This is a genomic window from Pyxidicoccus fallax, assembly GCF_012933655.1.
Lineage (GTDB): Bacteria > Myxococcota > Myxococcia > Myxococcales > Myxococcaceae > Myxococcus > Myxococcus fallax.
The window spans coordinates 1-11,957 of the sequence record NZ_JABBJJ010000364.1 but is presented as its reverse complement, the minus strand read 5'-3'; the positions used below and the strand labels follow the sequence as shown (position 1 = coordinate 11,957).

The 11,957-nt window shown below is 70.9% G+C and carries 8 protein-coding genes and 1 pseudogene; 8 read left to right on the top strand and 1 reads right to left on the bottom strand.

All coding sequences use genetic code 11. From position 1 onward, the window contains the following. Window positions 1–343: 343 nt before the first annotated feature. Window positions 344–1,405 (bottom strand): EamA family transporter, encoded by a 1,062-nt coding sequence (locus HG543_RS44725; RefSeq protein ID WP_169351076.1) that lies wholly within the window; start codon window positions 1,403–1,405, stop codon window positions 344–346. A gap of 91 nt (window positions 1,406–1,496) precedes the next feature. On the opposite strand from HG543_RS44725, the gene HG543_RS44720 reads away from it, so the two are divergent. From HG543_RS44720 to HG543_RS44685, 8 genes and pseudogenes are all read left to right on the top strand, one after another. After that, window positions 1,497–1,889, top strand: a complete 393-nt coding sequence (locus tag HG543_RS44720) for a BlaI/MecI/CopY family transcriptional regulator (protein WP_169351075.1) — start codon at window positions 1,497–1,499, stop codon at window positions 1,887–1,889. Beyond that, entirely contained in the window at window positions 1,886–2,872 is a 987-nt protein-coding gene (locus HG543_RS44715; RefSeq protein WP_169351074.1) for a M56 family metallopeptidase, read from the top strand. Before HG543_RS44720 ends, HG543_RS44715 begins: the two co-directional genes overlap by 4 nt. Window positions 2,873–2,941: 69 nt before the next feature. Continuing rightward, on the top strand, window positions 2,942–4,171 hold the full coding sequence (locus HG543_RS44710) for a TolC family protein (RefSeq protein ID WP_169351073.1): 1,230 nt from the start codon (window positions 2,942–2,944) through the stop codon (window positions 4,169–4,171). Next, on the top strand, window positions 4,168–5,784 hold the full coding sequence (locus HG543_RS44705) for an efflux RND transporter periplasmic adaptor subunit (RefSeq protein ID WP_169351072.1): 1,617 nt from the start codon (window positions 4,168–4,170) through the stop codon (window positions 5,782–5,784). Before HG543_RS44710 ends, HG543_RS44705 begins: the two co-directional genes overlap by 4 nt. Window positions 5,785–5,797: 13 nt before the next feature. Next, complete coding sequence (locus HG543_RS44700; RefSeq protein WP_169351071.1) at window positions 5,798–8,944, top strand: efflux RND transporter permease subunit; 3,147 nt, start codon at window positions 5,798–5,800, stop codon at window positions 8,942–8,944. Between the two features lie 495 nt (window positions 8,945–9,439). Beyond that, complete coding sequence (locus tag HG543_RS44695; protein ID WP_169351070.1) at window positions 9,440–10,783, top strand: zinc-regulated TonB-dependent outer membrane receptor; 1,344 nt, start codon at window positions 9,440–9,442, stop codon at window positions 10,781–10,783. A 16-nt stretch (window positions 10,784–10,799) separates the two neighbouring features. After that, window positions 10,800–11,717, top strand: coding sequence for a metal ABC transporter substrate-binding protein (locus HG543_RS44690; RefSeq protein ID WP_169351069.1), 918 nt, complete (start codon window positions 10,800–10,802; stop codon window positions 11,715–11,717). Next, window positions 11,714–11,957, top strand: a pseudogene (locus tag HG543_RS44685) (hypothetical protein); the annotation flags it as partial. The gene HG543_RS44690 and the pseudogene HG543_RS44685, both read left to right, overlap by 4 nt.

Below are 11,957 nucleotides of genomic sequence, written 5' to 3'. Positions count from 1 at the left end.
CCGAGTACCGCCGGCGACGCTTGCTCCCCTCGGCCCCCTCCGGGGCTCCCTCTTGGCTCTTCTTCTCCATCGTCAGACTCGCTTTCTAGCCGAACGAGCCTGTCCGACTCTTCAGGGGGCTACACCACCGCCTTCCAGCATCGCCTGCTTGTCCGCCTCGGAAATCCCGTGCGCGTAGCCTGGAAGGCTCGCCAGCAGCACCGCCATCCCGAACAACCACTTCATTCGCTTCTCCGTGGGTGCGAAGTCCAGAGAGGTCACCGTGCGTCTGCGCTCGGGGCCGGACCTGGAAGCCCCATCTACTATTATCAGTAGTAGACGGGGCAGGCCAGGGGTGTCCCGGTCAGTGCTTGTGGCGGTGGTGCAGGTCCGAGACGTGCGGGTGGTCGTGCGTGACGGGCTCGTGCCGGTGGGGATGGCTGTGCGGCTCGGCGGCATCCATCCCGGGGGGATGCGCGTGCTGGTGGTGCGCGTCATGGACGTGCAGGTGCTCGTGCTCCAGCGCCACGTGCGTGTGCACATGGCCATGCCGCTCGCGCAGGAGCAGCACGACACCCGCGGCCATCAACGCGCCCGCCAGCAGGTCCAGGGGCCGCAGCCGCTCGCCGAGCAGGGGCACCGCCACCAGGGCGCCCACGAAGGGGGCTGTGGCGAAGTACGCCGCCTCGCGTGCCGCGCCCAACAGGCGCAGGGCATAAGCGTCCAGGACGATGGAAAGCCCGTAGCTGGCGAAGCCGAGCACCAGGGCCGCGCCCAGCACCTTCCCGGAAGGGAGAGGCTGTCCGGTGAGCCAGGCGAGGATGAGCGTGCACGTGCCCGAGCCGAGCGCCTTGGTGCGCACGAGCGCGATGGGGTCCTTGAGGGACAGCCGCTGCGTGAGGTTGTTGTCCACGGCCCAGGCCAGGCACGCACCGGCCAGGGACAGCACGCCCAGCACATCGCCGTGCAGCTCCCCCTCCTGGAAGCCCAGCACCGCGGCGCCTGCCATGACGAAGCCGGCGGCGAGCGCGCCAGAGCGGCCCAGGTGCTCACCAAAGACGAGCAGCGCCAGGAGGATGGTGAACGGCCCTTCCAGGTTGAGCAGCAGCGAGGCCGCGACGCCCGAGAGCCGTTGCAGGCCCACCAGCATCAGCACCGGGCCCAGCACCCCGCCGCAGACGATGACTCCGAGCAGCAGGGGCACGTCCTTGCGCCCGAGGCGTGCCTCGCTTCCAGGGACGCCGGACGAGCGCAGCCGCCTCAAGGCTTCAAGGCAGCTCAGCCCCAGCCCGCCTCCCAGGTAGAGGAGCGAGGCCAGCACCAGGGGGGTGCTGGAGGGCAGCAGCAGCTTGGCCACCGGCGCACTGACCCCGAAGAGGGCCGCGGCGGACAGCCCCAGCATCGCGCCCTTCACACGTGGAGACACCGGCACGGTTCCTCCTCCCCAGCTCGGCCAGAGCCGACGTAGCGGCAATTACTATTGACGGTAGTAGCAGGCCAGGATTACACCGACCCTTGTGAAGAAGCGCACCTGGGAGCCGCTCGGCACGCTGGAAGCTGCCGTGATGAACGTCGTCTGGACGCACTCGCCCGTCACGGCCCGGGAGGTGTGCGACCGGATGACGGGCCGCGAGGAGCGGGCCTACACCACCATCATGACGACGATGGACCGGCTGCACCGCAAGGGGCTGCTGGCGCGCGAGAAGGACGGCCTGGCTTGGCGCTACACCCCGGCGCTCTCCCAGCCCGAGTTCGAGAAGGCGCTGGCGGACGGGCTCGCGGCGGACATCCTCCAGTCCCATGGCGAGACGGCGCTGGCCGCCTTCGTGGATGCGGCGGCCGACGTGGATGAATCGCTGCTCGACAGGCTGGCGCAGCTCATCGCCGAGCGGCGGCGGGGGCGGCGATGATTTCGGCCCTGGCGTTCCTCCTGGAGTGCGCGGCGGTGGCCGCGGCTGTCGGGGTGCTGGCCTCGCTGCTGGTGGGGGGCGTCTTCATGCTGCCGTGGCCCGCGCTGCGGCTGCGCCCGGCGCTGCGGGCGGATGGGGCCTTCGTCCTGGGCACGCTGCCCGCCGTGGTGGCGCTGGCGGTGGTGGCTGCCGCCGCCGCCCCGTCCCTGTCCGCGGTGCTGGGCTGGAGTCATGACCACTGTGGCAGCCATGGCCACCATCTCCACCTGTGCATCTTGCACTCGTCGGGCTTGCGGCCCGTGCTCGCGGTGGTGGGAGCGGTGGCACTCGCCACGTTCATCTTCCGGGTGGGAGCGCTGCTGTGGCGGGTGATACGGACCCGGGCCCGGCTGGCCGCGTTGGAAGCGCTGGGTTCCTCGCGTCCGGGCGTGTTCCCCGTGGTGGCCGTTCCGGGAGCGCCCCGGCTGTGCCATGCCGCCGGAGTGCTTCACCGGCGCATCCTCATGTCCGCCAGCCTGGATGGAGCCCTGGCCCCGCCGGAGCTGCGTGGAGCGCTGGCCCATGAAGAGGCCCACCTGCGGCGCAGGGATCCGCTGGCGGCGCTGCTGCTCTCCCTCGCGGGCCTCTTCGTTCCGCCGCCCCTGGCGCGTCTCTTCCTCTCCGCCTACCAGACGGCGGCCGAGGAGGCGTGCGACGCGGAAGCGGTGCTCGCGGTCGGCGATGGAACCGTGGTGGCCGAGGCCCTGGTGAAGATGGCGGCGCTCCAGCGGCGTGCGTCCACCGTGGCCGGTGTCCCCGCCTTCGGTAAGCTGGCGCTGGAGCAGCGCGTGCGGCACCTCCTGGAGGGAGAGGCGCGGCCGGCGGCTCCTTCCCGGGCACTCCTGTTCGCGGCGAGTGCCGGCGTCGGGGTGCTCACCTTCGCGCTCCTCCACGCGGCCTTCCTCCACCATGCGGTGGAGACCGCCCTCCACCTCTTCGCCTGAACGACGGCCATGCCCACGCGCACGCTCCGCTGCTCTCTGCCCTCGTCTACTATGGCCAGTAGTATCCTGGTGGTGCTGCTGGCCGGCGGTGCCGCGGCACAGAGCCCGCTGACCGAAGCGCAATACGCGGAACAGGTGGTGGCGGCGAGCCTGGAGGCGCGCATCGCGGAGGCAGAGGCGGAGGTGGGCCGGGCCTCGGCGGTCGGGGCGGGACGGTGGCCCAATCCCACGCTGGAGTGGCAGCGCGAGAAGGCCACCTCCGGCGCGACGGAAGGGACGAGCCAGGACATCTTCAACGTCTCCATCCCGCTGGTGCTCTCCGGACGCCTGGGCCTGGAGTCCGAGGCCGCTGTCCGTGGAGCCCAGGCCGCCGAGGCGAGCCTTGCGAGGGCTCGGGGCGAGCTGCGGCATGAGGCGGTCCGCACCTTCGCCACCGCACTGGCGGCCCAGGAGCGGCGGGCCATCCTGGAGGAGTCCCTGTCTGCTTTGCGGCGCCTGGCGGAAGCCATTGCCGTGCGAGAGCAGGCGGGGGAGGCCGCGGGCTACGACCGGCTACGCATCGAGACAGAAACAGCGACGGTGGAGGACGCGCTGAGCGGAGCCGTCCTTGATGAGCGGCAAGCCCGGGCCGAGGCGCTTCGCCTGCTGGGGCCCGGTGCGAAGGCGCTGCCCCCATTCCAGGGCCCCCTCGCTCCGGAGCGCTCCCTGCCCGCGGCAAGCCAGCTCCAGGCCGAACTGGAGGCCCGCCGCGCCGATGCCCGTGCCCTGGAGCTGGAGGCGCAAGGTGCACAAGCCGCTCGCCGGGGGGCGGCACGCGGGTGGATTCCGGACCCCACGGTGAACGCCGGGGCCCAGCTCCTCGACGTGGGGCGGCCGGGTGCAGGAGCGGGGTACGTGGTGGGACTCGCCATTCCGCTGCCCCTCTTCGAGCGGAGGCAGGGGCAGGAGGCCCAGGCGGAGGCACGACGGCAGCTCGCCGAGGCCCGCCGTGCTGCCCTGCTGCATGCCGCCCGTTCCCGTCTCACCACGGTGCTGGAGGACGTGGCCGGCCGGCGGGAGCGGCGGGTGAGGCAGCGTGAAGGCGTGCTGACCCGTGCGGAGGAACTGCGCCGCATCGCCCACGCAGCCTACCGGGGCGGAAGCGCGGACCTCCTGGTCCTGGTGGATGCCGAGCGGACCGCCCGTGAGGCGCGGCTGACAGCGGTGGACCTGGCCCTGGGTGTCGCCGAGGCCGAAGCAGATCTCTTCCTTCTTTCGGGCGCCTGGGATGGCGCCGCCCCCCGGAGTGCCCAGCCATGAGCCGCCCGCATCTTCTCGCCCTGGCCTTCGCGTGCGTCCTCGCCGCGTCCTGCAAGGAGCACGGTCACAGCCACGAGGGGGAGGCCGCCCATGGCCATGATGAAGGCGGCGCGCATCCTTCTCCGGAGGCCGCCGAGCCCGAGCGTCCGGACCTCTCCGTCACCGCGTACCAGGACGGCCTGGAGCTGTTCATGGAGTACCCGTCGCTGATGGTGGGGCAACCCTCGCCGCTGGTGGCCCACTTCACGGACGCGCGCAACCCGGACGGCTTCAAGGTGGTGACGAAGGGGAGGGTGACGGCCACCCTTCGCTACGCGGATGGCGCCGAGGAGCGCTTCGTGGCGGAGAAGCTGCTGCGCGACGGCATCTTCAAGCCGGAGGTGCGGCCCACGAAACCCGGAGAGGCCACGCTCACCCTGCGGCTGGAGGGCGAGCAGGTGGCCGGGACGGTGGAGGCGGGCAAGGTGACGGTGCACCCCACCGTGGCCGCCGCGGTGGCCGCTGCTCCTCCCGAGGAGGCCGGCGAACCCACGGTGCCGTTCCTCAAGGAGCAGCAGTGGAAGACGCAGTACGCCACCACGCCCGCGGAAGCCCGCGTGCTCCAGGGCGGAGTGCGCGCCAACGGTGAGCTGAAGCCGGTGGCGGGCCAGGCCGCGGAGCTGTCAGCGCCGGTGGCTGGGCGCGTCCTCGTGGGCGGGCCGGTGCCGCACCTGGGGCAGGCGGTGAAGAAGGGCGATGTGCTGGTGCGGCTGGTGCCCACTTCCGTGGCGGGCACGACGGACCTGGCCACCGTGGAGATGGAAGCCGCACGGGCTCGTGCCGAGCTGGGACTGGCCGAGCGGGAGGTGACACGGGCGGAGGAGATGCTCGCGGCCAAGGCCATTCCCGAGAAGCAGCTCGACGCGGCCCGGGTGGCGAAGGAGGTGGCGGCGGCCCGGGCGTCAGCGGCGGAGCGCCAGCTCGCCTTGTACCGAGGTGCGCAGAGCGGCGCGGGAGGGCCGGGTGGCTCCACCTTCGAGCTGCGCTCCCCGCTGGAGGGAGTGGTGTCCTTCGCGGACGTGACGCCGGGGGCGGTGGTGGAGCCAGGCAAGCGGCTGGTGTCCGTCATCAACCCGTCCCGGCTGTGGCTGGAGGCGAAGGTGTACGAGGCGGATGCGCCCAAGGTGGAGCGCTCGCCGGGTGCATCCTTCACGGTGGCGGGCTTCTCGCGCGAGTTCACAGTGGACGAGCAGACGGGACGCCGTGTGGCGGTGGGCACCGTGGTGGACCCGGCCACGCGCACCGTGCCCGTGCTCTTCGAGCTGCCCAACCCCGATGGCGCCCTCAAGCCGGGCATGTTCGCCAAGGTGACGCTCTACACGGGCGAGACGCTGCGCGCCGTGGCCATCCCGGAGTCCGCGGTGGTGGACGACAACGGCCGGCCCACCGTCTTCGTCATGGAGGGTGGCGAGTCCTTCTTCAAACGCGCCATCCGCCCTGGCGTGCGCTCCGGCGGTTGGGTGCAGGTGCTGGACGGGGTGAAGGAGGGCGAGCGCGTCGTTTCGCGTGGCGCCTACGAGCTGAAGCTGTCCACCGCCACCGGGGCCATCCCCGAGCACGGCCACGCGCACTGAGGGCACGACGACGATGAATCGCCTCATTCGCTGGTCCATCGACAACCGCCTGCTGGTGGTGGCCGCCTCCGTGCTGCTGCTGGTGCTGGGCATCCAGGTCGCCCGGGACATGCCGGTGGACGTCTTCCCGGACCTCACCGCCCCCACCGTCACCGTCCTTACCGAGGCCCACGGCCTGGCGCCCGAGGAGGTGGAGACGCTCGTCACGTTCCCCATTGAAACGGCCGTCAACGGCGCCACGGGCGTGCGCCGGGTCCGCTCGGCCTCGGGCGTGGGCATCTCCATCGTCTGGGTGGAGTTCGACTGGGGCACGGACATCTACACCGCGCGGCAGGTGGTGAACGAGAAGCTCCAGCTCGTCGCCGCGCAGCTCCCGCCGGACGTGCCTCCGCCCTCCATGGCGCCCATCTCCTCCGTCATGGGGGAGATTCTCTTCCTCTCCGTCTCCTGGAAGGAGGAAGCGCTGGCGAAGGACGCGGCGGGCCGCGAGGCGCAGATGATGGAGGCGCGGGGCATTGCGGACTGGGTGCTGCGCAAGCGGCTGCTGTCCGTGCCGGGCGTCTCCCAGGTGGTGCCCATTGGCGGCGCGGTGAAGCAGTACCAGGTGCTGCTGCGCCCGGAGGCCCTGCAAGCGCTCGGCGTTTCCTTCGAGCAGGTGGCCACCGCCCTGCGCACGACGAACCACAACGCCTCCGGCGGCTTCTACGTGCAGGGCGGGCAGGAGTACCTGCTGCGAGCCGTGGGGCGGGCGAAGGGCGTGGAGGATCTGGCGGGCACCGTCGTGACGGTCCGCGGGGGCGTGCCCATCACCGTGGGACAGGTGGCCGACGTGCGGGTGGGGCCTCGCATCAAGCGTGGGGAGGGGAGTGCCAACGCGGAGCCCGCCGTCATCCTGGCGGTGATGAAGCAGCCGGACGCCAACACGCTGGCGTTGACCGAGCGGCTGGACGCGGTGCTGGACGAGGCGCAGGCCACGCTGCCGCAAGGCATGGTGGTGGGCCGCAACATCTTTCGCCAGTCGGACTTCATCTCCGTGGCGGTGCGCAACGTGTCCGTGGCGCTGCGGGACGGTGCCATCCTCGTGGCCATCATCCTGCTCATCTTCCTGATGAACGCGCGGGCGACGTTCATCTCCCTCACCGCCATCCCCTTGTCGCTGGTCGCCGCGGTGCTGGTGCTCAAGGCGCTGGGCGTGACGCTGAACACCATGACGATTGGTGGGCTCACCATCGCCATCGGCGCCATGGTGGATGACGCCATCATCGACGTGGAGAACGTCTTCCGGCGCCTGCGAGAGAACGCGCACCTGCCGGAAGGACAGCGGCGGCCCGCGCTGGAGGTCATCTTCCGGGCCTCGGTGGAAGTGCGGCACGCCATCGTCTTCGCCACCCTCATCATCATCCTCGTCTTCATCCCGCTCTTCTTCCTGTCGGGGCTGGAGGGGCGGATGCTGGCCCCTCTGGGGCTGGCGTACATCGTGGCCATTGCCGCCTCGCTGGTGGTGGCGGTGACGCTGACGCCCGCGCTGTGCGCCTACCTGCTGCCGAGGTCCAAGGCGCTGGGCGCGGAAGAGGGCCCCGTGCTGCGCTGGATGAAGGAGCGCTACCGGCCGCTGCTGCTGTGGGCGCTCTCGAAGCCCCGGGCCATCCTCGCTGGCGCGGGCCTGGCGCTGCTGGCCACGCTGGCCGTCATCCCGTTCCTCGGGCGCTCCTTCCTGCCGGAGTTCAACGAGGGCACGCTCACCATCAACGCCGTCACCCTGCCGGGCACCTCGTTGGAGGAGTCAGACAAGCTGGGCCGGCGGGTGGAGCAGGTGCTGCTGTCCTTCCCCGAGGTGGTGTCCACCGCACGGCGCACCGGCCGGGCCGAGCTGGACGAGCACGCCCAGGACGTCAACGCGGCGGAGCTGGACGTGGGGCTGGACCTGTCCAAGGGAGAGCGCGGCAAGGACCAGCTCCTGGAGGACCTGCGCAAGGCGCTGACGCAGGTGCCCGGCGTCATCGTCACCATCGGCCAGCCGCTCAGCCACCGCATCGACCACATGCTGTCGGGCACGCGGGCCAACATCGCGCTGAAGCTCTACGGAGACGACCTGGACCGGCTGCGCACGCTCGCCGAGCAGGTGAAGAAGGTGGCCGAGAGCACCCCGGGTGCGGTGGACGTGGCGATTGAGCAGCAGGTGGACATCCCCGAGCTGGAGATCCGCACGGACCGGGACGCGGTGGCCCGCTACGGTCTCACCACGGGCGAGGTGGCCGAGGCGGTGGAGCGGGCCTTCGCCGGGGAGACGGTGGGCACCGTGCTGGAGGGGCAGCGGGTGGTGGAGATCGCCGTGCGCCTGGATGACGCCTCGCGGGCGGACGTGGACGCCATCGGTGCCACCCTGGTGGACACGCCCGTGGGGCCCCCGATTCCCCTGAAGATGCTGGCGAGCCTCACGCGCGAGTCAGGCCCCAACACCATCAGCCGCGAGGGCGTGCAGCGGAAGATGGTGGTGCAGGCCAACGTGGCGGGCAGGGACCTGTCCGCGGTGGTGGACGACATGCGGGCCCGCATCGCCAGCGAGGTGTCCATGCCGCCGGGCTACTACGTGGACTACGGCGGCCAGTTCGAGAGCGCCGAGGAGGCCACGCGCACCATCGCCTGGCTGAGCGTGGCGGTGGTGGTGGGCATCTTCCTGCTGCTGGTGGTGGCCTTCGGCTCGGTGCGCAACTCGCTGCTCACGCTCATCAACCTGCCCCTGGCCCTCATCGGCGGCGTGGTGGCGGTGGCGCTCACCTCCGGCGTGGTGAGCGTGGCGTCGCTGGTGGGCTTCATCACCCTGTTCGGCATCGCCACGCGCAACGGCATCCTCATGGTGAGCCACTACGAGCACCTGATGACGGAGGAGAAGAAGGGGCTCGCCGAGGCCGTGGTGCAGGGCTCGCTGGAGCGCCTGGCACCTGTGCTGATGACGGCGTTGTGCGCGGGGCTGGCCCTGGTGCCGCTCGTCATCGCGGGCGATGAGCCGGGCAATGAGATTCAAGCTCCCATGGGCGTGGTCATCCTCGGGGGCCTGCTGTCCTCCACCTTCCTCAACATGCTGGTGGTGCCGGTGCTCTTCCGGCGCTTTGGCCGGCCGCCCACGCACCCCGCTTCCGCGGTGCCCTCGGAGGGGTGAACGGGTGACGTCGCGCCGGGCACGACATCCGAGCCTCTCTCACGTCGCGGCGCTCCTCGTCGCGCTGTGGGTGGCCTCGCCCGTGGGATGGGCGGTGCATGCCGAGCGGCACGTGCACCGCTTCTGTTCCGAGCACGCAACATTCGAGGAGGACGCTACCGGCGAGGTGTCGTGCCCGCCTGGCCATGCCCCTGGCAGCGCGGGCGTGCACGCCGCCACCGGCAAGGTGCCGGGCCAGCCGCACCAGCCGTGTCCGGCCATCCCCTTCGACTCCCGCCAACCGGGACTCCTCACCAGCCTCTCGCGTGAGCTGCTCCGCGAACTTCCGGCACGCCTGCCGGAGCCCGCCCGACACGCACGCTCCTTCGAGCCACTCGCCGCGCTCATCCGGGCGCCGAAGGCTTCTCCTCCACGGGGCACCGCTGTTCACGCCGCCGTCTGAGTCCGAACCCAACTGGCGTCCCGTCCGGGACGTCCTGCTCGTGGAGTCCTGCCGTGCTTCTTTCCCTACCCCGGGAGGCCGGGGTGCTCGTCGTCTGCCTGCTCACCGTCGTTCCTGCCACCTTTGCCCAGTCCACCGTGCCCACCGACGCCCCCCGGGACGTGGTGGATGCCGGGATACCCCCAACGCCGCCCGCTTCCGATGCGCCTGACGCGGGCGCGGAGCTGAGCGCCGAAGAGCTGGCTGAAATCCAGTCCGCCCTGGGCGCGGATGCCACACAGGCCACGCTGCCCGCGTCCACGCCTTCGCCGGCTCCCGCCACCTCCTCGGGGGTGCTTGGAGCCGTCCAATCCCTCAACGCTGACCTGTCCTTCATCCTCGATGCGTCGCTCGCCGTCTTCTCCGACGAGGAGCCGCTCCAGGCGGGGGCACATGACCCGACGAAGACGGGCTTCAACTTCCAGCAGCTCGAAATGTCCGTGGGCGCCGCGGTGGACCCGTACTTCCGCTTTGACGCCAACATCGTCTTCAGCCAGTTCGGCGTGGAGGTGGAGGAGGCGTATGCGAAGACGCTGGACCTGCCCCTCAACCTCCAGGTGCGGGCCGGGCAGTTCCTTACCCGCTTCGGCCGCATCAATCCCACGCATCCGCATAGCTGGGACTTCGCGGACCAGCCCTTCATGCTGGGCCGCATCTTCGGCGGTGAGGGCAATCGCGGGCTGGGCGTGGAGGCGTCCTGGCTCACGCCGCTGCCCTGGTTCGTGGAGGTCATCGGCTCGGCCACGGATGCCGCGGGCGGAGCCACCGCGCGCAGCTTCTTCGGTGACAGGGACCTGGGGGTGCGCACGCCCCTCGACTTCCAGCTCACCGGCTCGGTGAAGCAGTTCTTCCCGCTGTCCGATGACCTGTCGCTCCTGTGGGGGCTCTCCTACGCCACCGGCCCCAACCCGACGGGCCATCGCAACCGCACCGACGTGTTCGGCACGGACGTGTATCTCAAGTTCCGTCCCGTCACCGTGGCCAGCAACACCGTGGTGGCCTTGCAGGCCGAAGTCCTCTACCGGCGTCGGCAGGTGCCCCATGACGTGCTCCAGGACGGTGGGGGCTACGCCCAGGTGCTGTGGAAGTTCGCGCAGCGCTGGGGCACCGCAGCCCGCTACGAGTTCGGCACGCCCGCCTACGGTGGCCAGGGCCAGGCGGCCGTGGACTACCTGGACCCCGAGTGGACGGACACGCGCCAGCGCATCAGCGCCAACGTCACCTTCTGGCCCTCCGAGTTCTCGCGCCTGCGCCTGCAAGGGGCGGCGGACATGGCGAAGTGGCGGGAGGAGACGGGGTGGTCGGCCTTCCTCCAGTTCGAAGTCCTCGCAGGCGCTCACGGTGCCCACCAGTTCTGAACCTCACGGAGCAACCATGTCCCGATTTCTTCTGCTGCTGACTGTCGTGCTGGGCCTCGTGCCCACGGTTGCCCGGGCCGCGCTCCGGGTGGTGACCACGGTTCCGGACCTCGCCGCCATCGCCCGTGCCGTGGGTGGGGACCGCGTGACGGTGCAGTCCCTGGCGCTTCCCACCCAGGACCCGCACTTCGTGGATGCCCGGCCCAGCCTCGTGCTGGACCTCAACCGGGCGGACCTCCTGCTCGCGGTGGGGCTGGAGCTGGAGGTGGGCTGGCTGGGCACGCTCCAGACGGGGGCGCGCAACGCCCGCATCCAGTCCGGGGGCCGAGGCTTCCTCGACTGCTCGCGGCTCGTGGAGCGGTTGGGGGTACCCGCTGGCCGCGTGGACCGGAGCATGGGTGACATCCACCCGGGCGGCAATCCGCACTACCTCTACGACCCGCGCGCCGCGATGCGGGTGGCGCGAGGGATTGCAGAACGCCTGGGCGAGCTGGACCCGGAGGGAAAGGCCGCGTACGCGGCGGGACTCCAGCGCTTCACCTCGGAGCTGGAGGCGGCCCGGGCCGGCTGGGAGAAGCGCCTGGCGAGCCTCCGTGGCATGCCCCTCGTCACCTACCACGAGTCCTTCCCCTACCTGGCAAGCTGGCTGGGCTTCCAGACGGTGGCCTTCATCGAGCCCAAGCCGGGCATCCCGCCCAACCCCAGCCACGTCGCGCAGGTCATCTCCCTGGCCCGGTCGCGCCAGGTGCGGCTCGTCCTCCAGGAGTCGTACTACCCGGACACCACCGTCCGGCTCGTAGCGGACAAGGTCGGTGCGCAGTTCGTCCGCATCCCCGCCGGCACGGACGTTCGGGCGGGGCAGTCCTACCGTGAGCACATCGAGGAGATTGTCACCCTGCTGGAGCGCGCCCTCAAGGCGAAGGAGACTCCATGAACTTCAGGACTCTCATGTGGATGCTGCTGGCCGGAGCCACTGGCTGCACCTTCAGCGAGGGCGGACCGTTTGCCATGCTGGAGACGGCCACCCTGGACGCGCGGCTCGTGGAAGCCCCCGGGCGCGCTGCCGGTGACGGATGGCAGCGGTTGAACACGGACTATCAGGTGCGCTTCGACGCCTTCACCCTGGACACCTCGGGGCTGGCACTCCAACGCACCGAGGCGGGCAGTGGTGGGG

Bases quoted from the DNA above. Each gene is read 5' to 3' on its own strand.
- HG543_RS44705 (WP_169351072.1), top strand. From the start codon at position 4,168: ATGAGCCGCCCGCATCTTCTCGCCCTGGCCTTCGCGTGCGTCCTCGCC.
- HG543_RS44715 (WP_169351074.1), top strand. From the start codon at position 1,886: ATGATTTCGGCCCTGGCGTTCCTCCTGGAGTGCGCGGCGGTGGCCGCG.
- HG543_RS44700 (WP_169351071.1), top strand. From the start codon at position 5,798: ATGAATCGCCTCATTCGCTGGTCCATCGACAACCGCCTGCTGGTGGTG.
- HG543_RS44690 (WP_169351069.1), top strand. From the start codon at position 10,800: ATGTCCCGATTTCTTCTGCTGCTGACTGTCGTGCTGGGCCTCGTGCCC.